24 protein-coding genes and 1 pseudogene are annotated in these 24,117 nt (G+C 64.0%); 19 read left to right on the top strand and 6 right to left on the bottom strand.

The annotated features are described in order from the left end of the window. The first annotated feature begins 468 nt into the window (after nucleotides 1-468). The 12 genes and pseudogenes from ACH0CP_RS18190 (at nucleotide 469) to ACH0CP_RS18135 (ending at nucleotide 10,544) form a co-directional block, all read left to right on the top strand. Nucleotides 469-804 carry a DUF5335 domain-containing protein gene (locus tag ACH0CP_RS18190; RefSeq protein ID WP_272695405.1) on the top strand — a complete coding sequence of 112 codons (336 nt, stop codon included), beginning with the start codon at nucleotides 469-471 and terminating at the stop codon, nucleotides 802-804. Nucleotides 805-835: 31 nt separating this feature from the next. Continuing rightward, the gene (locus ACH0CP_RS18185; RefSeq protein WP_406889961.1) at nucleotides 836-1,744 is read left to right on the top strand and encodes a YfdX family protein; all 909 of its coding nucleotides are present in this window, start codon (nucleotides 836-838) and stop codon (nucleotides 1,742-1,744) included. A 306-nt stretch (nucleotides 1,745-2,050) separates the two neighbouring features. Continuing rightward, nucleotides 2,051-3,058: a glycoside hydrolase family 130 protein gene (locus tag ACH0CP_RS18180; RefSeq protein ID WP_406889960.1), complete on the top strand. Its 1,008-nt coding sequence runs from the start codon at nucleotides 2,051-2,053 to the stop codon at nucleotides 3,056-3,058. A gap of 552 nt (nucleotides 3,059-3,610) precedes the next feature. Beyond that, nucleotides 3,611-3,763 (top strand): hypothetical protein, encoded by a 153-nt coding sequence (locus ACH0CP_RS18175; RefSeq protein ID WP_406889958.1) that lies wholly within the window; start codon nucleotides 3,611-3,613, stop codon nucleotides 3,761-3,763. A gap of 371 nt (nucleotides 3,764-4,134) precedes the next feature. Further along, the gene (locus tag ACH0CP_RS18170) at nucleotides 4,135-4,653 is read left to right on the top strand and encodes a hypothetical protein (protein ID WP_406889957.1); all 519 of its coding nucleotides are present in this window, start codon (nucleotides 4,135-4,137) and stop codon (nucleotides 4,651-4,653) included. A gap of 15 nt (nucleotides 4,654-4,668) precedes the next feature. Beyond that, complete coding sequence (locus ACH0CP_RS18165) at nucleotides 4,669-5,520, top strand: class I mannose-6-phosphate isomerase (protein WP_406889955.1); 852 nt, start codon at nucleotides 4,669-4,671, stop codon at nucleotides 5,518-5,520. Nucleotides 5,521-6,169: 649 nt separating this feature from the next. Continuing rightward, nucleotides 6,170-6,360: pseudogene (locus ACH0CP_RS18160) on the top strand (IS110 family transposase); the annotation flags it as partial. Nucleotides 6,361-6,571: 211 nt separating this feature from the next. Continuing rightward, the gene (locus ACH0CP_RS18155) at nucleotides 6,572-7,744 is read left to right on the top strand and encodes a sigma-70 family RNA polymerase sigma factor (protein ID WP_272695398.1); all 1,173 of its coding nucleotides are present in this window, start codon (nucleotides 6,572-6,574) and stop codon (nucleotides 7,742-7,744) included. Continuing rightward, complete coding sequence (locus tag ACH0CP_RS18150; protein WP_272695397.1) at nucleotides 7,741-8,406, top strand: HdeD family acid-resistance protein; 666 nt, start codon at nucleotides 7,741-7,743, stop codon at nucleotides 8,404-8,406. The genes ACH0CP_RS18155 and ACH0CP_RS18150 overlap by 4 nt, the downstream gene beginning before the upstream one ends. A gap of 192 nt (nucleotides 8,407-8,598) precedes the next feature. Beyond that, the gene (locus ACH0CP_RS18145) at nucleotides 8,599-9,219 is read left to right on the top strand and encodes a hypothetical protein (protein ID WP_406889953.1); all 621 of its coding nucleotides are present in this window, start codon (nucleotides 8,599-8,601) and stop codon (nucleotides 9,217-9,219) included. A gap of 24 nt (nucleotides 9,220-9,243) precedes the next feature. Then, nucleotides 9,244-9,780 (top strand): NADH dehydrogenase ubiquinone Fe-S protein 4, encoded by a 537-nt coding sequence (locus ACH0CP_RS18140; protein WP_406889977.1) that lies wholly within the window; start codon nucleotides 9,244-9,246, stop codon nucleotides 9,778-9,780. Nucleotides 9,781-9,821: 41 nt separating this feature from the next. Then, the gene (locus tag ACH0CP_RS18135; RefSeq protein WP_272695395.1) at nucleotides 9,822-10,544 is read left to right on the top strand and encodes a rhomboid family intramembrane serine protease; all 723 of its coding nucleotides are present in this window, start codon (nucleotides 9,822-9,824) and stop codon (nucleotides 10,542-10,544) included. Here ACH0CP_RS18135 and ACH0CP_RS18130 read toward each other — a convergent pair. Then, on the bottom strand, nucleotides 10,538-11,794 hold the full coding sequence (locus ACH0CP_RS18130; RefSeq protein WP_406889951.1) for an IS701 family transposase: 1,257 nt from the start codon (nucleotides 11,792-11,794) through the stop codon (nucleotides 10,538-10,540). The genes ACH0CP_RS18135 and ACH0CP_RS18130 overlap by 7 nt on opposite strands. Before the next feature lie 292 nt (nucleotides 11,795-12,086). On the opposite strand from ACH0CP_RS18130, the gene ACH0CP_RS18125 reads away from it, so the two are divergent. The 4 genes from ACH0CP_RS18125 to trxC all read left to right on the top strand — a co-directional run bounded on the left by ACH0CP_RS18125 (nucleotide 12,087) and on the right by trxC (nucleotide 17,916). Then, nucleotides 12,087-12,818 carry a 6-phosphogluconolactonase gene (locus ACH0CP_RS18125; RefSeq protein ID WP_406889949.1) on the top strand — a complete coding sequence of 244 codons (732 nt, stop codon included), beginning with the start codon at nucleotides 12,087-12,089 and terminating at the stop codon, nucleotides 12,816-12,818. Nucleotides 12,819-13,111: 293 nt separating this feature from the next. Continuing rightward, on the top strand, nucleotides 13,112-14,818 hold the full coding sequence (locus ACH0CP_RS18120) for a Do family serine endopeptidase (RefSeq protein ID WP_406889948.1): 1,707 nt from the start codon (nucleotides 13,112-13,114) through the stop codon (nucleotides 14,816-14,818). Beyond that, complete coding sequence (gene clpB / locus ACH0CP_RS18115) at nucleotides 14,808-17,417, top strand: ATP-dependent chaperone ClpB (RefSeq protein ID WP_406889946.1); 2,610 nt, start codon at nucleotides 14,808-14,810, stop codon at nucleotides 17,415-17,417. Before ACH0CP_RS18120 ends, clpB begins: the two co-directional genes overlap by 11 nt. A 61-nt stretch (nucleotides 17,418-17,478) precedes the next feature. Beyond that, nucleotides 17,479-17,916 carry a thioredoxin TrxC gene (gene trxC / locus ACH0CP_RS18110; RefSeq protein ID WP_406889944.1) on the top strand — a complete coding sequence of 146 codons (438 nt, stop codon included), beginning with the start codon at nucleotides 17,479-17,481 and terminating at the stop codon, nucleotides 17,914-17,916. 93 nt (nucleotides 17,917-18,009) lie between these two features. Here the strand turns inward: trxC and ACH0CP_RS18105 are convergent, their stop codons facing one another. Together ACH0CP_RS18105 and ACH0CP_RS18100 are read right to left on the bottom strand one after the other, a co-directional pair. Further along, a complete protein-coding gene (locus tag ACH0CP_RS18105; protein WP_406889942.1) occupies nucleotides 18,010-18,513 on the bottom strand; it encodes an NADH dehydrogenase ubiquinone Fe-S protein 4 in 504 nt (167 codons plus the stop codon). A gap of 51 nt (nucleotides 18,514-18,564) precedes the next feature. Continuing rightward, complete coding sequence (locus tag ACH0CP_RS18100) at nucleotides 18,565-19,026, bottom strand: Hsp20 family protein (protein WP_406889941.1); 462 nt, start codon at nucleotides 19,024-19,026, stop codon at nucleotides 18,565-18,567. A gap of 268 nt (nucleotides 19,027-19,294) precedes the next feature. Here ACH0CP_RS18100 and ACH0CP_RS18095 point away from each other — a divergent pair, with 268 nt between their 5' ends. Next, the gene (locus ACH0CP_RS18095) at nucleotides 19,295-19,948 is read left to right on the top strand and encodes a hypothetical protein (protein ID WP_406889939.1); all 654 of its coding nucleotides are present in this window, start codon (nucleotides 19,295-19,297) and stop codon (nucleotides 19,946-19,948) included. 203 nt (nucleotides 19,949-20,151) lie between these two features. Here the strand turns inward: ACH0CP_RS18095 and ACH0CP_RS18090 are convergent, their stop codons facing one another. Together ACH0CP_RS18090 and ACH0CP_RS18085 are read right to left on the bottom strand one after the other, a co-directional pair. Further along, the gene (locus ACH0CP_RS18090; RefSeq protein WP_272695389.1) at nucleotides 20,152-20,439 is read right to left on the bottom strand and encodes a glutaredoxin family protein; all 288 of its coding nucleotides are present in this window, start codon (nucleotides 20,437-20,439) and stop codon (nucleotides 20,152-20,154) included. Continuing rightward, nucleotides 20,436-21,182 carry a redoxin domain-containing protein gene (locus ACH0CP_RS18085; protein ID WP_406889937.1) on the bottom strand — a complete coding sequence of 249 codons (747 nt, stop codon included), beginning with the start codon at nucleotides 21,180-21,182 and terminating at the stop codon, nucleotides 20,436-20,438. Before ACH0CP_RS18085 ends, ACH0CP_RS18090 begins: the two co-directional genes overlap by 4 nt. A 243-nt stretch (nucleotides 21,183-21,425) precedes the next feature. Between ACH0CP_RS18085 and ACH0CP_RS18080 the strand changes: the two genes are divergently transcribed. Together ACH0CP_RS18080 and ACH0CP_RS18075 are read left to right on the top strand one after the other, a co-directional pair. Further along, complete coding sequence (locus ACH0CP_RS18080) at nucleotides 21,426-22,742, top strand: glycosyltransferase (protein WP_406889935.1); 1,317 nt, start codon at nucleotides 21,426-21,428, stop codon at nucleotides 22,740-22,742. Nucleotides 22,743-22,749: 7 nt separating this feature from the next. Next, a complete protein-coding gene (locus ACH0CP_RS18075) occupies nucleotides 22,750-23,220 on the top strand; it encodes a hypothetical protein (protein WP_406889933.1) in 471 nt (156 codons plus the stop codon). Nucleotides 23,221-23,335: 115 nt separating this feature from the next. Here the strand turns inward: ACH0CP_RS18075 and ACH0CP_RS18070 are convergent, their stop codons facing one another. Next, nucleotides 23,336-23,998 carry a BON domain-containing protein gene (locus ACH0CP_RS18070; protein ID WP_406889931.1) on the bottom strand — a complete coding sequence of 221 codons (663 nt, stop codon included), beginning with the start codon at nucleotides 23,996-23,998 and terminating at the stop codon, nucleotides 23,336-23,338. Between the last annotated feature and the right edge of the window lie 119 nt (nucleotides 23,999-24,117).

The raw sequence follows: 24,117 nt of genomic DNA, 5'->3' as shown, positions 1-24,117 counted from the left end.
ATCAGCGTTCCACATGATCAGCGTTCCACATGATCAGCGTTCCACATGATCAGCGTTCCACATGATCAGCGTTCCACCCGTCGTGCTGCGTAACATATGTCACGGCATAGGGCAATCTCTAAGGCCGTGGTGTCACAGTCCGACCGCTCAGAATCTGAGGTATGTCAGCGCAGGCCACGGCGAGCCCTGCGATTCTAGGTGCGACCTGGAGTATCTCGATGAGAGAGTTGAGCTGGAAAACGGCCAGGAGCGCGAACTCGCCTGTCACGGGCTTCCTGTGCCGCGGGCGGCCGATCCCACATCGGCTGCACAGAACCGGAACAACGATCCCGGACTTCCTGCCGAATGCTCGCGGACGCTTCATGCGTCGAGCCACTTCGGACGGAGGAGCAAGGCTTGGTCGGCCTTATTCTCGGCCAGATGGAAACATCGGCGAGAAGTCTCTTGCCAACTTACAGGAGTTGAACAGTGAACGTCGTTCCTAAAGCGGAATGGTCGGAATATCTGAACCGCGCTTCTCGAGCCATGATCGGCCTAAGAGCCGAGATCGAAGTCGCATCGCTCGAGCTCGGGGACCAGATCGAGGCGCAATACCTCCCGATCACCGGCATCTTCTACGATCATAAGGATGACCTGGTGGGAGTAACCCTCGAAGGGCTGGACCACATGATTCGGCACCCGCAATCGATCTATGTCGAGGCCTCGCCCGATGGTCTCTCCGCGATCGCCGTGATCGACCGGGACGGGACCAACCACCTCATCAAGCTGAAGCGGCCACTCGCGCTGCCGGCACCTGACCAATGAGCCTGTATTCTCAACCAACAAAGGGATGATCATGAAACGCAGTCTATTCGCCGCGACCGCAGCCTCGGCACTGATCCTGGTTGCGGGCTGCTCCAAACAGGACAACGAGAACCAGGCCGCCGCGACGAATGCGACGGCGGAGCCGACCACGACGGCGAATGTGACAGCGCCCCCGCCGGTCGATCGCGAAGAACTTCTGCAGGACGCTGTCGCAGCGCTGCAGGAGACCGAGAACGCGCTCGCCGCCCTCGACAAGAAGGACGGAAAGGCCGCGACGGCGGCACTCGAGCGCGCCACTGGCAAGCTGGAGATCGTTCTCGCGCGCAATGCCAGTCTTGCGCTTGCGCCCGTCGATGTGAGCGTCGTCACCTACGACGTTCTCGGCTCGGTCGACGCCGTGAACGCCCTGCGCAAGTCTGCGGAGGACGCACTCGAGGATGGGCGCGTTCAGGAGGCACGCCACCTGATCGACGGGCTTGCCAGCGAAACCGTCGTGCGGGTCGGCAATCTCCCGCTGGCAACCTACCCCGACGCGATCAAGGCGGCCGCGGTTCTCGTTTCGCAGAACAAGCTGGAGGAAGCGAAGGCGGCACTCGAGGCGGCGCTCAGCACGATCGTCATTCGCGACGTGATCCATCCGCTGCCACTCACGCGCGCTAGCGCGGCTATCGAGGAGGCCCGGAAGCTGGCGTCGAACGCAAAGCGGGGCGCCGGCGACGACGCGAAAATCCAGCAATTGCTGACGACGGCGCGCGAACAGCTGCGGCTGGGCCAGGCGCTCGGATATGCCAGCAAGAGCGAAATGAAGGATCTGCTGAAGACGGTCGACGAGATCGAGGACGGCACCAAGAACAAGGGCGCTGCGACCAGCATCTTTGACAAGATCCGCGGGCTCTTCAAGAAGGCGGGAGAGTCGAGCCAGCCTCCGCAGAAGAAGTGACGCTTGCGCTGGGAGCGCCTGAAGGATGAGTGCGGATGTTCCGGTTCGACGGAGTCCGCACTTCATCCGACCCGATCATCGTAGAACGGTCGTTCGGACGTTCATGCCCGGGGACTCGCCGAATGCAATCGAGGCAGGCCAACCCGAGCCCAGCGCATCATTGCACGCGTCCTCAGCCTACCCGAAGACGACCTGTCGGCGGAATATTCCCGGCTGCTGACCGTCCTCTGTGGCCGCCATCGAGATGTCGAGAAGGTCTTCCTCCAACGATACGAGAACACGCGAGAGCTGCTTGGCGGCGGCTTCTTGGCGAGCGGAACGCGCGCCAGGCTTATCGGTGCCTATTTCAGCGAGGAGTATTCCTACCAGTCCGCTGCTTTGTTCAATCCACGCATCGTGATGCACCCCGAGCAGTTCGGCTGTGCCCCCGGGTCTTTGCGATTCATTCTGTCGCTACGCGCAATCGGCGAAGGACACCTCTCCTCGATTGCGTTCCGAACCGGAAGCTGGCGTCCGGGCGGCGACATTGTCCTCGACGCCGCGAGCCGGCTAGCGGCGACGCCCCGTATCGAGTTCCCGGAGACGGAGGACGGCGTCGTGCACCTCCATTGCGAAGATAGTCATGACCTGTCCGAAACCGTCCTCTTTCCCATACTGGAGCGGCAGCGCGGCGGTATCGAAGACCTCCGGCTCACCAGGCTGCACCGGGAGGACGGTTCGATGCTGTTCGCCGGGACCTATACGGCCGTCGGGAGTCACGGGATCGCGCAGGAGCTCCTCACGACAAGCAACTTCGTAGATTTCAAGATGCATCGGCTGGAGGGGCCGATCGCCGCCTCGAAGGGAATGGCGCTGTTCCCGCGTCTCATCGAGGGCCGTTATGCGATGCTCGGTCGTCACGACAACGAGAACATCTGGCTCCTGCGTTCCGATGACCTTCATCGGTGGGACGGCGGCGTCAGGATTGTCGATCCCCGATGGACGTGGGAATTCACCCAGCTGGGGAATTGCGGGTCGCCGATAGAGACTGCGCATGGCTGGCTCGTCTTCACGCATGGCGTCGGCGCGATGCGGGAATATTGCATCGGCGCATGCCTGCTCGACCGGTCGGATCCGAGCCGCGTGATCGCCCGCACACGCGAGCCGCTGCTACGACCCTCACCTGAAGAACGGGACGGCTACGTTCCAAACGTGGTCTACAGTTGTGGGGCGCTGCTCAGCGGCAACGAGATACTGCTGCCTTATGGTGTCGCAGACAGCTTCACAGCCTTTTCGACTCTGAGCCTCGATGCCCTCCTGGCAGCAATGGAGTAGCAGCCGGTTCTCTGGAGCCTATCGGCTCGTGCTCGTCCGTGCCCCTCATGCTGGGCGCAGGTGGCGTTCACGGTCCTACGGGCTGCAATTGAGCGGAATCGATCCGCCAGCGCGGCTCGACGACCCCGTCGACATTGTTCGCCCGCCGTATGACGAACCGTCCCTGGAAGCGTTGCCGTGTGCCGTCCACCAAAGTGGCATCCACGGTGACCGGCACGGACTGATATATTGTGCCGGCCGCGCCTTCGCTCGGCCCCAGCTCTCCAATTGCGACGCCTGCCTCTCTGGTGCGTGCGAATCCTTCCTGGAAGGCCGCGAAAGTCTGGCCGCGAGGGCCGTCCGCGCCCCACTGCGACCATGCGGTCTCGTAGTCGTGGGCGTTGATAGCGGCATAATAGCGGCGAACAACGTCTGCAGCTGCCTCAGGGCTCCTGGGATCAGGGCTGCAACTGGCTGGCAGCGGGCGATCCGCCACTCGCCAGGAACGCGCAGCCGCGTGCGATTTTATCCTCGATGAGGGCGCAACTGTTTGCCGCATTGCAGGGCGGATGGGTGGCCGGCGAAACGTTGCGGCACAATGCCACCTTCTTCGCGGCGGCCGCAGCACCGATCTCGGCCGAGCATGAGAGCCGCATCGATGGTTCCACCTCTGATTGCGCGCGAGCTGTTGACGGCCTGGCCGGCGAGGGAATTGCTCCAGATTGAGCCCCGCCAACGTCCCTCCTGGCGCCAGCCACGGCGCTCGTCTGGTTGACCAGGTTTCCCCCCTCATCGCTTTTGCCGCAAGCAGTGGCCACCGAAGATGGCTAAAACCAGTGCCATTTTCAGCCGCATGTGCTGCCGTCTCTTGTTCGTTGCCACCCATGAACCAAAGCACCATAACCAACGCACTGGTGTCGATCCTAGCCCAGCTTGGAAGGTCTCGTTCGGGCAGGTGTCGCCCATCTCGATACGACAGCAAGACGCCTGTTTCAGGCTGACATGGATCAGTTATCCCGATGGTGGGCCCTATAGCCTGTGCGGGTGTTCAGCGCGGCGAAGGTCCGCTTCAGCACCCAGGATAGGAGTCGAGGAAGGTGTCGAACGGCCCTCAACCGCGCACGCGTTCCATTGCGCTAGCGCTGATTGCGACGGTGGCCAGCACCTCCGCGACAGGCCAGGATCGGGAGCCTCAGAGCCCTGCGGCAGAGACGCTGAACCGAGCGGGCAAGATCGTCGCCCAGCCTGCGCACGATGTGGGTGTCGCCAAGACTGAAATCCCGCCGTTGCTCCTCAAGGCTGCGGATGACCCTTACAGCATCGAGGGGCTTGGCAATTGCACCGCCCTGACTGCAGCCATCCGGGAGCTGAATGACGTCCTCGGTCCCGACTTCACGACCGCGCGCCAACGCCGAGAAAACCGGGCCGGAAAGATCGCGGAGGCTGGTGGTCGGTCAGTCGTCAACGCCTTGATCCCCTTCCGGGGCATCGTGCGCGAGATTACCGGCGCGGCACCAGCGCAGCGCCGCCTGAACGCCGCCATCGATGCCGGCTATGCAAGGCGCGGCTTTCTCAGGGGGGTGCATCACGCCCGCCGCTGCCGCACCGACTTCTAGGTGAAGGAGCCCGTCGTGCAGGTTGTCCGCATGGAGACGAAGGTCGTGAGGAAGCCCTGGGGTCGACGAGTGCTCGGACCAGGGTTCGATACGGTTTCCGATGGTGAAGAGCCCATCGGCGAGATCTGGTTCCAGGCTCCGGCGAACAGCGGTATCGTGGACCCCGCGATCCTGGTGAAGCGCTTGTTCACAAGCGAGCGACTGTCGGTCCAGGTGCATCCTGATGACGAGATTGCGCGCGCGCATGGCCTGCCGCGGGGCAAAAGCGAGGCGTGGCACATCCTGGAGGCCGAACCGTTCGCGAGCATCGCCATGGGGCTTGTCGAACCGGTGACCAGGGAGGACCTGCGCGCTGCTGCAGAAGACGGCTCCATTGTCTCCCTGCTAGACTGGAAGAGGGTCAAGGCTGGCGACTTCTGGTACGCGCCTGCCGGCACGATCCACGCTATCGGCGCCGGTCTCAGCCTGCTCGAGATCCAGCAAAATGTCGACGTAACCTATCGCCTCTATGACTATGGTAGCGGACGGCAGCTGCATCTGGACGAGGCAATCGAGGCAGCGAGCCCGGTTCCCTATGTCGCGCCGTTTCTCCCGTTCGATGTCGCGCCAGGCAGGCGCGTTCTCGCCGCCGACGGGCCTTTCGTTGTGGAGCGCTGGTCCTTTGCATGTTCGGGCGTTCTGTCGCCGCGGCAAGGTGAGCCAGTCTGGCTGATCCCGCTGCGAGGCGAGGCCTTGGTGGGATCGCAGCCGATCGGGCACGGCGGCGTCTGGATCGTCACCGAGCAGGTAGACGTCAGCTTGCCCGGCTCGTGCGAGCTGCTCGTCGCTTATTCCGGCGGCAACGTGCACGAGCAGCTGATCGCCTGATCGCTGAGGTCGGCTCGACCGGCGGTGCAGCATCCGCTTGTCGGATAGGTTGTGTGCGCGGCGTACACTCTGCCCGTGGAGAGACCGTCGTCGCTCGCCAACCCGTCAGCCGGTCCCGCAGGATTACCTCGCAAGGTGAGCTAGATCAGTGTTGGGGAGCAAGCGCGAGCCTAGCGGAGCGAGTGATCTCGGTCGCGTCGGCCCATCGAACGGAAGAGCTCTCATATGCGTGCACGCCCGCTCCGCTGTGCCATTGTCGCCACGTTGCTTCTTGCGGGCGCGGATGCCGCGATAGCGCAGACCTCGACCGCCTCGCCCTCCGGCGACAGCGATCGCACACGCCCGCATGACCAGTACAACGTGCCGCCGCCCCCAGGCTACAAACCGCCCACGGGTCGCTTCGTGCAAACCGACCGGGAGCGTGAGGAGGATGATCGCTACAGCCGCGCGGCCGAGCGCTGGGCAGCGGCAAACTGTGTTGCTGACCGTCGCAGCAACGTCGCCGCTGGCTCGGTCACTCGAGCATCGCCCGACTGGTCATCTCCGTGCCGTAGCACATTGGGAAGCGGCTCCTTGGAAGGCGGCCATGACCGGCCAGCAGGTCTCTAAAGTGAAGTTGTCGACTCAACCCTTTGGAGACGGACCGACCATGACCAAGCGCAGTTCTACCCCCGCCGACGCCGTGCTGGTAGCCATCGATATGTAGCCATCGATATGTCGAAGCACCGGCAAGAGGTATTGATTGAACGCCCCGAAGGCGGCCGCCGCCGGCGCATGACGATCATGGCCACCAAGGCTGACTACGATCGCCTCGCCGACGAGCTCAGCAGCATAGGGCGCTCGAGACGTTCACGAAGGGTGCCGACGAGGACAGCCAGGCCGATCAGGCCGGAGTGCCTGACGGCGCTGCCGAGAAGTCTGCACCCTCCAGCATGGCCGGCGCGGATGCACCGCAGGGCGCAGCGGACGAAAAGACGGCGGACTGAGCCAGCCACCCAGACCGGGCGCGACGCAATCTCGCGCCCGGTCTTCCACGAAAGGCACGCGACCCATGAAAATCCTGAAGGCATTCCGTAACCTAGACCGTCATGGCCGGCACCGCGCCCCTGAAGTGATCGAGGAGGAGGCCCGCCAGCTCGCGTCGCACCTGAAGCGCTTTCGCGACGATCTCGTGCGACTCGAGGCGACCGTCTCGCAGACGAAGGGCAAGAAGCGCATCCATGTCAGCCTGCGCCTTCAACTGCCCTCAGGGGTGATCGCGGCGCAGGAAGAGGGATTCGAGGTCGAGCCTGTGCTGCGCAAAGCCTTTGCCGACCTGCGCCACAGGCTCGACCGGCATGTGGCGCGCATCAGGCATGAACCGGACTGGAAGCGCCCGGCCCGCCGCCGCCGCATCGGCGCGCTTCTGCCCCCGGCACGCGATGCGGCCGAGTCGAACCGGCGGGCGATGTATTTCGACCTGATCGAGGATCATCTGGACCGGGTCCATGACGCCGTCCGGCGCGAACTGACCTATCTCGAAGCCGGCGGATCGGTGCCGCCGGGCAGGCTCGGGGTCGACGATCTGGTCGATGCGATGGTTCTGAAGGGGCTCGAACGGTTCGAGACGCGGCCGACGGAATTCTCGGTCGGCGATTGGCTCTTGCGGCTGGCCCACGAGACCATTGAGGAGGAGGGACGTGCGGCCCGCCGGGCCCTGCCCGAGGACGCCGCCTCGCTCGACGCCGAGCCAGAGAAGCCCGCAGAGGATCCGACCGAAACCGATCAGGAATTGTCCGAATTCCACCAGCCCGACGACGTGTTGCGGCTCGAGGATCTCGTCGCGGACGACAGCGTGACCGATCCCGAGAGAGAAGCTGAGCGGCATGAACTGGCGCAGTCGCTGCATCGCGCGATGGCCCAGCTTCCGGCGCTCTGGCGCCGCGTGCTGGAGCGGATCCACCTTGCCGACAGCACGCCGGCCGAGGCCGCCGCGGCGCTCGGCCTGGATCCGGCCGAGGTCGACCGGATCGCCCTGTCCGCGGCCGCCTTTCTTCGCGCGAAACTGATCGAGGCCGGGTTCGCGGGCGAAACCGCGAACCTGGAACAGGAAATCGCCCGCACGGCGCGCCTGCCCCAACCGATCCTCGAACGGCAGCGGATCGTCATTGCGATGCACGGCGAGGCGGCCATCCTGTCGCATGCCGAAAGCTCACCCGATCATCCAGGAGGACGCATCGAATGAACATCAACTCGCTCAACCCGGCCCGGGACATCGAAGAGATGCTCTGCACGCTGACGCGCAACTGGTGGCTGTTCATCCTGCGCGGCGTGCTGGCGCTGATCATCGCCGCGCTTGCGTTCCTGATGCCGGCTGAATCGCTCCTGGCTCTGACGCTGGTATTCGGCACCTTTTCCTTCGCCGATGGCGTGTTAGGCCTGATCTCCGCCATTCACAACATCCGGAAGGGCCGGCGGTGGGGTTGGCTCATGGTCAGCGGCCTGCTCGGCATCGCCACGGGAATCGTCGTCGTGATCTCGCCCTTCGTTGCCACGCTCGTCCTAGCGACGTTCCTTTGGGCCAGTATTGCCTTCTGGTCCGTGTTCTCGGGTGCCCTCGAGATCGCGGCAGCGATCCGCCTGCGAAAGGAAATCAACGGCGAAATCTGGCTGATCCTGAGCGGCCTTCTCTCGGTCGTTCTCGGTGTCGTCGTGACCTGGATGCTGCTGACGCGCCCGGTCGAAAGCTTCCTCGCGCTCGGCTGGCTGATCGGCATCTACGCCGCGGTCTTCGGGGTGATGATGATCCTCCTCGGGCTACGGCTTCGCAGGCGGATCGTTCGGACGGTGCGGCCTTCGATGACGCTCCCCCATCGGCAAAGGCTTGAGGTGCCCTGTGGTGGATGACGGGCGACTTGCCGGCGAGGAGCACGATTTCACCCGATGGGACGAAACGATCTTCGACCGTTGCCTGAGCACCGGCTTCAATCCGTTCGGCAGCGGTCCGACGCCAATCTTCCTGCGGCACCGGGACGCAGAGGCGCCGGACGCCGATGCAAAGCCGTGCATGCCACCTGACACCGAAAATGCGAGGTGCTGATGTCGAACCGCCTGCCTGACTTGGCATTTGCTGCTGCGGCCGCTGCCTTAGGCATCGGCATCGTTTTCGTTTTTCGTTCGATGTATTTTGCCGAAGACATACTGCCTTTCGCGCAGGAGATGACGCTCATCTTCCTCGGCGCTGTCGTGACGATCATTCTGACCGCGGCGCTTCTCAATCGCCAGACCGATCTCGAGCTTCGCAAGGAAGGAAGGGTCATCATCCTCCAGCAGCAATGCGACATTTACATGGCCTGCATCGAGAAGGTCGCAGAGATCGTGGAAACCGCAAGGCACGATGCGAAGCTGATCGATGAACTGCGTGTTCTCAGCCACAAGCTGGCTGTGGTCGCGGGTGCAGGGGTCGTGTCCAGCTTCGAGCAGGTACTGGAGAGCTTGCAGTCCGGTCTTGGTGACGGCACGCTCTCGGACGGGGACGGAGAGGGCGTGATGAATGCCGTCGCCGATCTCACGATAGCGATGCGGTCGGACGTCCTGCACGCTGCTGCCTTTCCTTCGCAGAACACCGAACGCGCCGTTCGCCTGAATTCGAGGCGAATGGAAAAACTCGACGATCTCGAACGTCACCTTCTCGTATCCACCGACACCCGGGAGAACTGATATGCGCGGCCATAATCGCCCACCATTCCCGCCGAAAATTCCCGGAACCGATCTGCCATCCTGGGACGTGCCGACGGCAATCATCTACCGTCCTGCCCGTTCCGCGATGACATCGCGCCTCGGCCCAACTACTGGGTCCTCGAGTTCGAGCCGTCCCGGCCGCCGCAGATCGAGCCGCTGATGGGATACACGTCCAGCGGCGATCCCTATCGTCCGATCCGGCTGAAGTTTCCAGATCGCGACAGCGCCGTGGACTTCGCAGAGCGGCGGGACTGGCATTATGTCGTGCGCGAGGACGCTGGGGGAGCCCGGATGGCGAACCCTTGGGCGGGTGAGACGCGCCACCGGCTGCACAGGGGCGTCGATGCCCCGGGAGCCTTCCGGGTCCCGTTCCGCCCCGATCGCCGCCTCTCAAGAGGCGTCCAGCATGAGAGCACGGCCGACCCGTCTACCAGCGACAGGGAGAGTTTCGATCCGGTCCTCGAAGCCTCGCTCGAATCCTTCCCCGCCTCTGATCCTCCGGCGTGGACGGGTGTGACAATCGCAAGAAAGACGACGTGATGACGGCCAGCTGCATGCGCTCGGGGAAATGAGATGTTTCCATGGGCCGATACCGTTGCTCGCAGATACCCCCCCGTGGCCGTCTGGTCAGTCGCGGGATCAGCCTTCTCGCTTTCCTCTACCAGAGCGGCCTGCCGCCGCGTGCGCTCAACCGGTTCCTGTTCGACTTCGCGCTGGTGCCGTCGCGCGTCTTCGGTCAGCTCCGTCTCATCGCCCCGTCCGATTGGACGCCGTTCCTGACAAACATCTTCCTGCACGCGGGATGGCTTCATCTCATCCTCAACATGTGGACGCTCTGGATCTTGGGCCCAGCGGTCGAAGACCGGCTAGGGCCGGTGCGGTTCGCACTGTTCTATCTGTTCTGCGGCCTGGCCGCTGGGCTGGCGCATGCCCTCGCCAACCCCGACTCGGTCGTGCCTGCCCTCGGAGCATCAGGCGCGATCGCGGGAGTGATCGGGTGCTATGCGCGGATGTTTCCGGCGGCGCGGCTGGTCGTGATCGTGCCGATCCTGGTCATCCCGTTGTTCTTTGAGATCAGCGCGCTGGCGTTCGCGATGATCTGGTTCGTCATGCAGCTCATCCCCGGTCTGATGTCGCTCGGAGATACGGCCACCGGCGGGGTTGCCTGGTGGGCGCATATCGGCGGCTTCGTCTCAGGATGGCTCGCTAGCACTACTTTGGCAGATTCTGGTTGGGAGGGTCGGCGGGGCGGCAGCGACAGTGAGGACATGGCTTGTCCGGCGGTCTGGTTATGCGATCAATGATGGCTTGCCTGATTGCCGGCAGGCTCGGTTTTGGCGGCGGGCCCGCGATTCTTTTTCCCCCCTTTGGCTTGCTTGAGCCGAAGGGACTGGAGGAAGGCGAGAGCGATCATGGACATCAGCGCGTGTCGGTGCAGGCCTTTCCATGACCGCCCCTCGAAGTGGTCCAGGCCGAGTTCTTCCTTGAGTTGCTGATGGGCCTGTTCGCAGACCCAGCGGGCTTTGATGGCGCTGGCCAGTTGCTTGATCGGCGTGTCCGCGGGCAGGTTGGAGAGGTAGTACTTGCGCTCGCCGGTAGAGCGATGTTCCCCGACGAGCCAGACTTCCTCGCCCGGCAGATGCTGGGCTCCCATATCGTGGATACGCTGCGGCGGTCCGTCTGCGACCCGCACGCGAACCGCGGCGAAGCGGGCCGAGAGCTTGCCTTTGGTTCCGCGCCGCCAACTAACCTGGCGCCATTTTGCTGCCTCCAGCGTGGCCTGTGCCGATAACGAGGTGACGTCGGGTATCGCGTTCTTTCTCGGGCGTCCGCGAGTGGCAACGGGAAAGACCATGCTGACGTCGGCAGGGTAAACCTTCTGTTTGAACGGGATGCCGACAGCCCAAGCGAGGCCGCGCTCAGTCAGGCCCTGCCGGAAGGATGCAGAGAGGCCATATCCGGCATCGGCCAGGACACAGCCGAAGCGAACACCGGCGGCACGGACCCTGTCGATCTCGGCGAGCGCGATCTCGGGCTTGGTGCGGTAATGTCGCAGCTCTTCTGGGACCCCGGCGCAATCTAGGCGGGCCACATCACTCGTCCAGCTCTTCGGCAGGAACAGGCGCAAGCCTACCATCACAGGCACCTCGCGCGACGCCAGCGTCACTGACGCCAGCGTCTGGCAGTTGGCGTTCTTGCCGAGCACCGAGGCATACTGCGGCGCCACGCCAACCGAATGCCGCCCCTTCTTGGGCAAAGCCGTATCGTCGATGATCAGCCAGGCATTGTCGTCCCCAACCTGCCGGTCGGCCTCAGCAAGAAGCGCCACCTCAAGCGGAGCTTCGTCCCAAACGCCACTGCTAACGAAGTGATGAAGCCGGTCGTAACTGACCTCGGCGTCTCGCGCCGCCATGGGCTGAACGCTTTTGCGATCCCCAGGGCCGATCAGCCCCGCAATGTAAGCCGGACACATCCGACGCCGCGTCTTGTTCCGTAACGCCGCGGCGAACGGCGCAAGCCATGCCTCCAGTTCGCTCCGCCAGTCCGCTTCCATCGCCAGCCTCCACAAAAGCTGGCTCCCTATGAATCAGTGATTTCCCACCTTGGGAATCCCAAAATCACATTTCTGCCAAAGTAGTGCTAGGAACGCCAGCCCGGATTGCCCGCCCGGATACGTGATCAAGGCAGCGCCCGAACCCTTCTATCTGCCGCCGGTCCACCCGCACGTCGTTTATGTTGCGCCACCCCTGGTATGATCCCTGGGTCTGGTACGGCGGGCACTGGATCTACAGGCCCTATCCGTATCATCGCTTCTGGTACGAACACCATCGGCGACGCCCTTAGTCGTGACGCTCGATTCGGACGTCTTCGGCCCGCCGGATCCGCTTTCGCACGGCTTTGCTACTCCGGATCATATGGCTGAAAGCCTGGTCCGGGAAGCGGCCGGCATCATCGCGGATGCGGTGCACGCGAGAGGAGCCGCGCTCGTCGCGTTCCCCGGCGGGCGATCGCCCGTCCGCGCGTTTGAGTTCCTCGGGCCACGCAGCAGCGGATGGTCCGGGGTCACCATCATTCCCACCGACGATCGCTTGGTGCCGCCGGGCGACCCACTCTCCAATTTTGGTTTGCTGGAGAGGTTCTTCGCGGGTGGGGAGGCGCAGTTGCTTCCTATCGCGAGGCCGCCATTCGACGATCCCGCAGCGGTCGCGGACGCCTCCGAACTGAGGCTTTCGGATCTCCCCTGGCCACTCGACCTTGTCTGGCTGGGGTTCGGCTTGGACGGGCATGTCGCCTCGCTCCTGCCAGGGCCAGATCTGGACAACGCGCTGCGTGTACCTGACTGGCGGCGCATCGCCGGCATCAGGCCCGAACCGCTGCCGGCCGAGGCACCCGTGCCAAGAGTGACATTGACCCTGAGCGCGATCCTCGCTGCCAAGCGACTGCTCATTTCCGGCAGCGGTCGAGACAAGCTTGAGGTGATCAAGCGAGCGCTCGACGAGGGCGAAGAGTCGCAGATGCCGCTCGGCATCGTCCTGGCGCGCGCGCGTTGCCGGCCAGACCTCTTCTGGAGCCGCTAAGGGTTCGTTCGAGGTCCGGCGCGTCTGTAGCCCGCGGCTCTTCAGGGGCGAAAGGCGCATATCCGGACGGCAGCCACGGACGTGCGCGGCGCGGGGCACTCCAAGGTCCAATTAACGTGTGCGTCCGTGGACTTCGGAGCCCCAGAAGCACCTCGACGCCGGCTTCGCGCAAGAACTGACAAAGATCAGCGTTTCAGCGGGTCGGCCCGCTAGCTTGCGCCTGTCTTTGGTGCTCGAACGGCTCGCCGAGGATCGCCGGACGGCTGGTCGAGCTGATCGACAGGAGATCCTGGATGCGAAGCTTCGTTCTCGTTCCAGCGTTGTTGCTTGCAGTCGCCTGCGACACGCGCAGTCACGCACAGCCAGCGCCCCTCAACGCGCAGGGCGCAGGTCAGCGCCAAGAGTCCCCACGCGGCGCTCCCGCGAGCTTCGCTGACCTGGCGGCACGTCTCTCCCCGGCTGTCGTGAATATATCGACGACCTCGCGCATCAAGGCCCGCAAGATGCCGAACATTCCGGGGGACTTCCCGTTCGGCGAGCTATTCCCCTTCCCGGGACTGGGCGGACCACCCATGCCGCGCAATGCGACGTCGCTCGGGTCGGGCTTTCTCATCTCGGCGGACGGCTATGTGGTGACCAACAACCATGTCGTTGCCGGTCGCGGCTCAGGCGTACAGGTCCAGGCGATCAAGGTCACGCTGACAGGAGGGCAGGAGTTTCCAGCGCGCGTGGTCGGCCGGGACGAGGCCTCCGACATCGCCGTCCTTAAGATCGAGGCCAAGAACCTGCCGTTCGTCCGGTTCGGCGACTCATCCGGTGCGCGCACCGGTGACTGGGTTCTCGCGATCGGAAATCCCTACGGGCTGGGAGGGACGGTGACCGCGGGCATCGTGTCCGCCCTGCATCGCGACCTGCGAGCCGGACCCTATGACAGCTTCATCCAGACGGATGCCTCGATCAACTCGGGAAATTCGGGCGGTCCGCTCTTTGACATGCAGGGCAATGTCATCGGTATCAACTCGGCGATCATCTCGCCAACGGGCGGCAATGTCGGTCTTGGCTTCGCGATACCTGCGGAGATCGCCAAGCCGGTCGTGGAGACTTTGAGGACCGGCGGCCGCGTGCAGCGTGGCTACCTCGGGCTCCTTCTGCAGCCTGTTACCGAGGATGTCGCCGCAGCGCTCGGCCTGCAGAAAAACCGCGGTGAGATCGTCGCGGAGGTGCAGCCGAATCTCCCTGCGGCGCGTGCGGGCCTCCAGCAGGGCGATGTCATCCTGCGCGTGAACGGAACCGAGATCACCCCGGATAGCTCTGTCGCCCGCCTGGTTGCCGCCGCGCCGGTCGGGTCCCGGGTGACGCTCGAGGTGCTTCGCCAGGGCGCACGGAAGACGCTGACGGCAGTCGTCGCTGAACGGCCGGCCGAGGCGAAGCTTGATGGGCAGGATGAGGAGTTCGACCTCGACGACGATGGCAGCGGGCAGCCGAGCGCATCGGCCGGGCTCGGCCTGTCTGTCAGGCCCCTAAACCCGGCCTTGGCCGGCGAGCTCCGGGTCGATCCAGCAACGCAGGGTCTCGTCATCGTCGGGATCGACCCCTCCAGCGACGCCGCGGCCAAAGGTCTCAGCGAAGGAGACATCATCCTCTCGATCAACCAGCAACCCGTGCGCGGCGCGCAAGATGCTGTGGGCTTGATTGCGGCGGCGCGGAAGGGGGGGGCGCAAGCAAGTGTTGCTGCTGGTCAAGCGCGGCTCGGCGCCGGCGCGGTTCGTCGGCGTCGAGTTGACGGGACGCTCCTGATCGTGAGGCGGGCAGGAGAACAGGTTCCCGGCACTTCTTCGCGCCTTGAGTGTTGGATCATGCGGCTGACGGTCCCTCCGCTACAACGCGGAAGCGACCTGCCGATCGATGCGCCGACGGAATGTCCGCGCGCGAGGCCTCTGCTCGCTCCGCACTTCCGCCGGTCTGGTTCGTGGAACAGGAGGAAACGGGATGAATCTTGAAAAGTATACGGATCGCGCAAAGGGATTTCTCCAGGCTGCGCAGACCGTCGCAATTCGGCTCAACCACCAGCGGATCACGCCGGAGCATATGCTCAAGGCCCTGCTCGAGGACGAGCAGGGCATGGCAGCGGGCCTGATCCGCGCCGCCGGTGGAAATCCGGACCTGGCGACCAGCGAAATCGATGCGGCCCTCTCCAAGCTTCCATCGGTCACGGGAAGCGGAGCGTCCCAGCCGCCGGGGCTAGACAATGATGCCGTACGCCTTCTCGATCAGGCGGAGCAGATCGCTCAGAAGGCGGGAGACAGCTATGTCACGGTCGAGCGGCTGCTTCTGGCACTCACCCTCGCTTCCACCGCAGCGGCCGGCAAGGCGCTCGCTCGCGCGGGCCTGACTGCTGAGGCACTCAACACGGCGATCAATCAGCTGCGCGGTGGGCGCAGCGCGGATACTGCGAGCGCGGAGGACCGCTACGACGCGCTGAAGAAGTTCGCTCGAGACCTCACACAGGCCGCCAAGGACGGCAAGCTCGATCCGGTGATCGGCCGCGACGAGGAGATCCGCCGCACGGTCCAGATCCTCGCACGCCGCACCAAGAACAATCCCGTGCTGATCGGCGATCCCGGCGTCGGCAAGACGGCCATCGTCGAGGGGCTGGCACTCCGTATCGCCAACGGCGACGTTCCCGACACGCTCAAGGACCGGAAGCTGATGGCGCTCGACATGGGCAGCCTTATCGCCGGCGCGAAATATCGCGGTGAGTTCGAAGAGCGGCTGAAGGGCGTCCTCGACGAGGTCAAGGCAGGCGAGGGCGACATCATCCTCTTCATCGACGAGATGCATACGCTGATCGGGGCGGGCAAGACCGAGGGCGCGATGGATGCCGGCAACCTGCTGAAGCCGGCGCTTGCCCGCGGCGAGCTCCACTGCATCGGCGCGACCACGCTCGACGAGTACCGGAAATATGTCGAGAAGGACGCAGCGCTGCAGCGGCGCTTCCAGCCGGTCTTCGTCGGCGAGCCGACGGTCGAAGACACGATCTCGATCCTGCGCGGGCTCAAGGAAAAATATGAACTGCACCACGGGGTGCGCATCACCGACGGCGCCATTGTCGCGGCCGCCACGCTTTCCAACCGCTATATCACCGACCGCTTCCTTCCGGACAAGGCGATCGACCTGATGGACGAGGCGGCAAGCCGGATCCGAATGGAAGTCGAATCGAAGCCGGAGGAGATCGAAACCCTCGATCGACGCATCATCCAACTGAAGATCGAGCGAGAGGCGCTCAGGAAAGAGTCGGATGCAGCGTCGAAGGACCGTCTGACGCACCTCGAGCACGATCTTGCGCAGCTGGAGCAGGAATCGGCGGAGCTCACCCAGCGGTGGCAGGCTGAGCGGGAGAAGATCCAGGCCGAAGCCAAGCTCAAGGAGCAGCTCGATCAAGCCCGTCTCGAGCTCGACCAAGCGCAGCGCAGCGGCGACCTGGCCAAGGCCGGCGAGCTCGCCTACGGTCGCATCCCGCAGCTCGAGAAGCAGCTCGCCGATGCCCAGCAGGCGAGCCAGGGAGCCATGCTGCGCGAGGAGGTGACCGCCCAGGACATCGCATCGGTCGTGTCGCGCTGGACCGGCATCCCGGTTGACAAGATGCTCGAGGGCGAGCGCGACAAGCTGATCCACATGGAGGAAGCACTTGGCAAGCGCGTCATCGGCCAGAAGCAGGCTGTCGCAGCGGTCAGTCGGGCCATTCGCCGGGCCCGAGCCGGGCTGCAGGATCCCGATCGCCCGATGGGCTCCTTCCTGTTCCTCGGGCCGACCGGCGTCGGCAAGACCGAGCTGACCAAGGCGCTCGCCGGCTTCCTGTTCGACGACGACGCGGCGATGGTCCGTATCGATATGTCGGAGTTCATGGAGAAGCACTCCGTCGCCCGGTTGATCGGGGCGCCACCGGGCTATGTCGGATATGAGGAGGGCGGCGTTCTAACCGAGGCGGTTCGGCGGCGGCCCTATCAGGTTATCCTGTTCGACGAGGTCGAGAAGGCGCACAACGATGTCTTCAACGTGCTCCTGCAGGTGCTCGACGATGGCCGCCTGACTGACGGGCAGGGCCGCACGGTCGACTTCAAGAATACCTTGATCATCCTGACCTCCAATCTCGGCAGCCAGTTCCTCTCGAACCTGGCTGAAGGACAGACTGTCGAAAGCGTCGAGCCACAGGTAATGGAGGTGGTCCGCGCTCATTTCCGGCCGGAGTTCCTGAACCGCCTCGACGAGATCATCCTGTTCCATCGCCTCGGCCAGGCCGACATGGGGCCGATCGTCGATATCCAGGTCACGCGTGTCCAGAACCTGCTCAAGGACCGCAAGATCCGTCTCGACCTAACCGAACGCGCACGGGCGTGGCTTGGCCGCGTCGGCTACGATCCGGTCTATGGCGCACGCCCGCTGAAGCGTGCGATCCAGAGATATCTTCAGGATCCTCTGGCAGACCTCCTGCTGCGGGGCCAGGTGCCGGATGGCTCGACCGTCACGATCGACGAGGGCGACAGCGAACTGGTGTTCAAGACGCGCGCGGAACAGCCTGCCGAAGCCGAGGCTGCATGAGTTGGTCCATCGCGGCAGCGAATGTCTGCCGCGATGACCGAAGGAATTGGAGAAATGATCGATGTCCGAGAAGATCCGGGTCGTCTGCCCGCATTGCGATGCGACCAACGCGGTGCCCACGGATCGTCAGCCGCTCACGGCCAAGTGCGGGCGGTGCCACGACCAGCTGTTCAAAGGTGTTCCTGCGGCGCTCGACGGCGCTCGCGCGCGCAAGCACATCCGCAACTCGGACCTGCCTCTGATCATCGATTTCTGGGCGGCATGGTGCGGCCCCTGCCGGGCGATGGCTCCGGTTTTTGAGCAGGCAGCGCGTACCCTCGAGCCGAAGGCCCGCTTCATCAAGGTCGATGTCGATGCCAATCCGGACATCGCGGCCGAACATGGCATTCAGGGCATTCCAGCGCTGCTGGTCTTCAAGAATGGCCAGGTCGTCGCCCGCCAGGCCGGCGTCACTGATCTTGGAACGCTGAGAAGCTGGGCCGAGCGGTTCGGGTCCTAGCTCCGGACCAATGCTCCGATCCGGTCAGCGAATTGGCGGGCGGCGTTGGTCCGACGTGCCAAAGCCGCCGCGCCCGCGGTACCGAAGTGGAGCCTACTCCTTTTGCTGTCCCGGCCACTCGAGGACCGGTGCATCATCAAGTTCAAAGCGCTGCTTGTTGACCGGGGTGATGGTCGCGGGGGGCGGCTCGTGCACCTCGTACGGCAGGCCCAAACGCTCGCAATATCGTATGGCTGCCTCGCGGCTCGGAAACCGAAGGTCGATGTGGACCAATGGGTCTTCTCCACCCGTCCACCCCATCAACCAATCGACGAACGGCTTCTTTCTCTGCTGGAACCTGAGCCTCCATTGATCCTTCCGGGCCCGTCCACCCTGGTTCGTCGCCGTGGGCAGTGGCTCGATAACGGCTCTTGCGTCCTCGGGCAGGGAGCTCAAATAGCGGAGCCACCAGCGGTCGACGGGCGAGTTACGGTCGTGGCTGGCGTTTGCGTCGTGTGAGGGCTCCGCAGGTGAACGCCGCTGCCCTAGCTGGCGGTTCAAGCGCGCCCTGAGGCGTGCAGGTAGCTGAGCCCGATATCTGGCAAATCGCGAGCGCATGAGACACTCCTGCAGAGAAGGCGCCATCGCCGCGGCGATGGCGCGCGTTCCTCATGTCGTCGGCTGTTCGCTGGCCTGCGTCTGAGAAGGAGACGAGATGTCGATCTTCCGCGGCTTCTTCGCCTCAGGCACTTCCCGCTTGAGCGTTATCGTCAGGAGGCCGTTTTCGAGCGTCGCAGACTGGACGATGACGAAGTCAGCCAGCTGGAAGCGCCGTTCGAAAGAGCGCGTGTCGATGCCGTGGTGCAGAAACTCCGCTTGTTGCTCCGCATCCGGCCTGATGCCCTTGACGGTAAGTTGGTTCTGCTGAGCCACCACCTCGAGCTGCTCAGGGCCAAAGCCCGCGACAGCGAGGGAAATGCGGTATGTGCCGTCGCCGAGCCGTTCAATGTCGAACGGCGGATAGGTGTCGCTCGCATCCTGCGCGGTATTGTTTATCAGGTCGAACAGACGGTCGAAACCGACCGTAGAGCGCCGGTATGGCGCCAGATCCAAGTAATTCGCGGCCCTCATAGCCAAATCCTCCTTCAGAGCAATTTGAACATCTGAGGCGTCGGAGAGAGAGCCGACGCCCTCTTTTCCTGCCAGACCCGCTAAGGCGTCCAGCTAGGACATAGCTAGGTCTCGACAAGTAGGCGTCAAGCCTTTGTGTCGAGCATTGCAGTGATTCTCATCCATTCTCTCCGGGTACGAGAACCTTACAGTGTGCGATCGCCGTAACGACTGACTTAGATCAGCGCACTACGAGCGCGGAGAAGGAAGTCTGCAAGTATTTCCGTCAATGATGGAGGACGGCGTGTCGGAGAGTCCGGAGCGGAACATTGTCCAGACAGTTAGGGTGCGGGAGGTTGTTGGAACAGTCCACAATCTCGAGCTGCTCGAAAGCATGGTCGTGGCGCTCAGCGCGGCTGGGTTCGACAAGAGCGATATCGACCTCATGGCGAGTCGCGAGGCGGTGCTGGAAAAGCTGCCGGCCATCTATGCTGACCCGATCTCCCTGGCCGAGATCCCTGATCTTCCAAGGCGCGAGCTTGTCACGCGCGACGAGGGAACCACGGTTACCGGTCTGGTCTTTGGAACCCTGATGTCGCTCGCTGCACTGGGCGCCGCTTTGCCGGTCGTAGCCTCGGGTGGGGCGCTCGCAGCTGTGCTCGCTGCCACGGCTGCAGGTGGCGCGGCGGGAGCGGGCATTGCGAGGGTCGTCCGCAAAGTCATCCTGGGCGGCGTCGGCGCGGAGGCGCTGGAGCGCGACATCAGCGGCGGCGGCTTGGTGGTGTTCGTTCGCGCCCGCGATGCCGCAGCCGAGGAACGCGCCCAGGAAATCATGCGAAAGTCCGGCGCGCTCAACGTCCACATTCACGAGATTGAACTGAACAAGAGACTGGACGAACTGCCGCTAGCGCAGATCCAGCCGGATCCCTGGCTGGCGACCTGACGAACGCAGTGAGCACGGCGGGGTGGCGGCCCCGGCGCCATGCGACGTCGGCCCACCAGCTAAAGCCTCGTCGACAGGCGCTCGCCGACCGAGTGGGAACTGAGCACCGGACAGCGTGACGGGCGGAGTAAGGCATCACGCTGCCCGGTGCGACGGCTCGCCGGCCGGAGGGGCAAAGGGCGCATGCGAGCCGTATTCTTCAACTAGCGGTATCCGGCGCGTGCCAGCGCCCACTCAAGTTCGCGGATTGAGGGCTGCACGAGAACCTGGCCTCCCAGCTTGATCGTGGGGCTGGCAAGCCTGCCGCCGGCGAGCCACTCCAGCTCGGATCTCACCTCCGGATGGGCTTCCCAGTCGACGAAGCGGTATGGGATACCTGCTCGGTCGAGATATCGACGGATCATCATCGTGATGCCGCACCAGCGGCTGCCATAGATGATGATCGGATCGCCTGCCGAAGCGGAACGGGACCGATAGGGTGACGCGATCATTCGCGCTCCCCCGCAGCGGCCGGCGCGCCGGAAAGTTCGTCGAGCTTGTCGAAGAGTTCGTAGATGTCCGGTACGTGCTGAAGCTTGGGCGAGACATGCGCGTAGCGGATCACCCCCTCGCCATCGACGATGTAGAGCGCGCGCTCCGAAAAGCCATCGGCGTCACGCCAGACGTTGTAGCGCCGTGCGACCTCGCCCTTCGGGTTGAAGTCTGCCAGCAGCGGCATCGACAGACTTCGAGCCGCCCCCCAGGCGCCGTGGCTGTAAAGGCTGTCGACCGAGATCCCGACGATCTCCACGCCGCGCCTTTCAAATTCGCTGAGCTCCTGCTGATACAGGTCGAGCTGCTTGCTGCACCCAGGGCTCCAATCGAGAGGATAAAAGACCAGGACGACGGTCCTGCCGGCGTAGGAGTCGAGGCCGACCTCTCGTCCACCAGCATCCTTGAGTCGAAAGTCCGGTGCCTTTGTGCCGACGCTCAAGGGTGTGCTGATCGCGTCCCCCTCCATCGCCGGCGCATGCTCATGCAGGCGTTTGAGTTCGTCGAGGGTCGCTCCGAGCGAATCGACAGACGGATGAGCCTGGCCGGCGGTACGCCACAATTCCTGGATCATGCCGTGAAGCAGCGAGAGCGCCTGCTTCTCGGGACTGTCGGTGAGCTTCGGCGCCAGGGCGGCGAAATCGGTGCTGAGCTGTTCCAACCGACTTGGCTGGAAGTCCATTGTGCTTGCGTTTCTGTCCAAGTTGGGCTCCTTGCTCGCAACGTGGTCCGTCTCGCGGAAGTGGGCGCGACGAACCTGCTCTGATGTCGCCGACTCAACCTAGTCGCCCCGGACAGCCACGGGCTGAGATAGATCAGAGCCTGAACAGCCCCCGACAATAAGACTCGCATTGCTCGATCCGCCTCCGCGGTCGCGCGCAGCCGCAAAGGACGTCGAAGCAGGGCTTACGCCCTCTTGCGAGGGAGAATAATGGTGACCTCATCATTGGATCGCTCGGACGACATCGATCCTTTCGAGGACCCAGCCTCTGGCGTTCAGCCTTCCCGGGCGCCCAGCTGGAAGGGGGGACGAGCCGGTTCTACAGCGCCCCCTGTTGAACACATCGCGCTGCTCGGCACCTTTCCCCCGCGCCGGTGCGGGATCGCGACCTTCACTTCCGACACATTTTCAGCATTGCGGAGAGCCTTCCCGGCCATCGCCGTCGACATCTACGCCATGCTCGGACGGGGAGACACGGGGCATGCCTCATCCGCGGCACTGCTCCTCCGAGAGGCCGTTCTGCGGGACTACGCGCTCGCCGCCGACCGCATCAACGCGAGTTCCGCCGACCTTCTCTGGGTGCAGCACGAATATGGAATCTACGGCGGTGCTGCCGGGGACCACCTCCTGCACTTGCTGAACCGCGTAACAGCACCGGTCATCATCACGCTGCATACCGTTCTCGAGGAGCCTGACGCTGACCAGAAGCGGGTGACAGAGGCGTTGCTGGCTCGCGCTTCGGCCATCATCGTGATGGCGGAGCGGGGCCGCGTGCTCCTCGAGCAAGTCTATGGCGCGGAGCCGCAGGCCGTGCTCGTCATCCCGCACGGCGTGCCGGACCGCGTCCTTGTCGCTCCCGAGACGCTCAAACCCAACTTCCGATGGTCTGGCCGACCCGTCATTTTGAGCTTCGGGCTGCTTGCACCCAACAAGGGGATCGAAGCCATGATCGCGGCATTGCCGGCGATCGTCGAGGCGGCCCCGAATGTTCTCTACGTTGTTCTGGGCGCCACGCACCCGAATCTGTTCGCTGCCGAGGGGGAGACGTACCGGCGGCGCCTCCAGGCGTCAGCTGAGGCGATGGGTCTGGGACCACATGTGAGCTTCATCGACCGGTACGTCGACGACAAGCTGCTGATCGATTACCTGCAGGCAGCCGATGTCTACGTGACGCCCTACACCAATCCGGCACAGATCACTTCGGGCACACTGGCCTATGCGGTTGGCGTCGGGAAGGTGGTGGTGTCCACCCCTTATGCCCATGCTCGCGAACTGCTCGCCGACGACGTCGGAATCCTCGTGGGGTTTGGCGATACGGAGGGTCTTGGTCGCGCAATCGTTGGAATATTCGCCGACGATCGCCGCGCGCGCGCCATTGCGCGGCGAGCCTATGCCCGCGGCCGGGCGATGACGTGGCCGCGCCTGGCTGCGGCAGCGATGTCCGCGATGTCCGACGTCATCAGCCAGGAGCGGTCTTACGCCCGCCAGTGGGGCCCGCGAGCGAAGCGGGCGGACCAAAGATCGCACTCAACAAGAGGATGAAGGAAACATGAAGGCATTAAGGGTTGCACTCCTGCCCGTGCTGCTGCTGGGTGTCGCTGGGTGTACGACGACAGGATCCGGCGTCGGCATGTCGCGCGCGGGTACGACGACCGCCACTTTCGTCTGGAAGTCGAGCAGCGCCCGATCGGGCACGATGACGGCAAATCTGAGTACCGGCGCATCCTACTCCGGGCCTTTCTTTCAGATCACGAGCGAGACGACGATCGACGAGCTCGGCCCACTTTGGACGGGTTGGGGCAATCGCTGGCGGTGGCGGGGGTGGAGTTATTGGGGCCCTACCCAGAGCACACTCACGCACTATAGCGGGCGCGTGCTGGCGAACCTGAGCGGCCCCGACGGCCAGATGCGCTGTCACTTTCGACTGATGCGTCCCGGATCGGGCATGGCCGGAGGAGGTCAGGGACGTTGTCAGCTGCCGAGCGGAACGATGATCGAGGCGACCTTCCCGCCGACCTGACACGAAGCTGTCGATGAAAGCAGGCGCCGCCCTCATCGCGGCGAGGCTCGTCCAGAATGGTGCGACGGCATTCTGCCAAGGCGGGGATGGTCAACGCCATCCCCGCCCGCTTGGGTCAGGGCAGGATCCTGATCTGGTTCACCACGCTCGATACGCCCGGCGCCGACCAGGCGGAGCGCTCCGCCTCCTGGCGTTCCGCCCAGGTCTTCACGGTGCCCTTGAGCGTTACTTTGCTGCCGTCGACCTCGACGTCGACACGCTGGGCATCGACCTGCGCGCTGCGCACGAGGGCGTCCTCGATCTTCTTCTTCACGTCGCTCGGATTGACCCTGGGCTGGACCGTGATCGAGTTGGTGACGCCTTTCACGCCGGAGATCGAGCGAACCGCGCGCTCTGCCCATTCCTTCTGGAAGTTCCACTCGACATGGCCCTCCAGCGTGAGCCATCCGTTCTTGACGACGATCTTGATCTTGTCGGCGGTGCTGGGCAGCTCGCGCTTCAGGGATTTGACCGCTTCCTCCGCGATCTCGGGGTCGAGGCGGTCGGTCGAGAGCTTGACCTGGATTTCGTTGGCGACCGCTTTCACGCCCGAGACGCGCTTCGCCGCCTTTTCGGCATAGTAGGAGTCCATGTAGCTCTTGGTGACGCCGCTGAGCGTCACGATCCCGTCCTTCACGGCAACGGCGATCGTCTCGCCATGTTGGATCGACGGATCATATTGAATCTCGCTCTCCACGTCCTTCTTGATCGTGGCATCGGTGCGGAAAAGTGAAACCATTTCGGATTCTCCTATCAGCGATGGGCTCTCAAGCCCAGTTGGTGTCAGTCGTCAGAACATTCGGCACAGATCGCGGCGTAGATTAGCGGAGTGCGGGCCTCGTCCGGAGGTTGATGTTA

Source organism: Sphingomonas sp. 179-I 2A4 NHS, from assembly GCF_045369135.1.
Lineage (GTDB): Bacteria > Pseudomonadota > Alphaproteobacteria > Sphingomonadales > Sphingomonadaceae > Sphingomonas.
Note: the sequence above shows the minus strand (reverse complement) of the source record. Positions and strands in the feature narration are given on the sequence as shown.

Bases quoted from the DNA above. Each gene is read 5' to 3' on its own strand.
- ACH0CP_RS18135 (WP_272695395.1), top strand. From the start codon at position 9,822: ATGGGCCGATACCGTTGCTCGCAGATACCCCCCCGTGGCCGTCTGGTC.
- ACH0CP_RS18095 (WP_406889939.1), top strand. From the start codon at position 19,295: ATGATGGAGGACGGCGTGTCGGAGAGTCCGGAGCGGAACATTGTCCAG.
- ACH0CP_RS18100 (WP_406889941.1), bottom strand. From the start codon at position 19,026: ATGAGGGCCGCGAATTACTTGGATCTGGCGCCATACCGGCGCTCTACG.
- ACH0CP_RS18185 (WP_406889961.1), top strand. From the start codon at position 836: ATGAAACGCAGTCTATTCGCCGCGACCGCAGCCTCGGCACTGATCCTG.
- ACH0CP_RS18145 (WP_406889953.1), top strand. From the start codon at position 8,599: ATGTCGAACCGCCTGCCTGACTTGGCATTTGCTGCTGCGGCCGCTGCC.
- trxC (WP_406889944.1), top strand. From the start codon at position 17,479: ATGTCCGAGAAGATCCGGGTCGTCTGCCCGCATTGCGATGCGACCAAC.
- ACH0CP_RS18105 (WP_406889942.1), bottom strand. From the start codon at position 18,513: ATGCGCTCGCGATTTGCCAGATATCGGGCTCAGCTACCTGCACGCCTC.
- ACH0CP_RS18120 (WP_406889948.1), top strand. From the start codon at position 13,112: ATGCGAAGCTTCGTTCTCGTTCCAGCGTTGTTGCTTGCAGTCGCCTGC.
- ACH0CP_RS18155 (WP_272695398.1), top strand. From the start codon at position 6,572: ATGAAAATCCTGAAGGCATTCCGTAACCTAGACCGTCATGGCCGGCAC.
- clpB (WP_406889946.1), top strand. From the start codon at position 14,808: ATGAATCTTGAAAAGTATACGGATCGCGCAAAGGGATTTCTCCAGGCT.
- ACH0CP_RS18130 (WP_406889951.1), bottom strand. From the start codon at position 11,794: ATGGAAGCGGACTGGCGGAGCGAACTGGAGGCATGGCTTGCGCCGTTC.
- ACH0CP_RS18150 (WP_272695397.1), top strand. From the start codon at position 7,741: ATGAACATCAACTCGCTCAACCCGGCCCGGGACATCGAAGAGATGCTC.
- ACH0CP_RS18075 (WP_406889933.1), top strand. From the start codon at position 22,750: ATGAAGGCATTAAGGGTTGCACTCCTGCCCGTGCTGCTGCTGGGTGTC.
- ACH0CP_RS18090 (WP_272695389.1), bottom strand. From the start codon at position 20,439: ATGATCGCGTCACCCTATCGGTCCCGTTCCGCTTCGGCAGGCGATCCG.
- ACH0CP_RS18070 (WP_406889931.1), bottom strand. From the start codon at position 23,998: ATGGTTTCACTTTTCCGCACCGATGCCACGATCAAGAAGGACGTGGAG.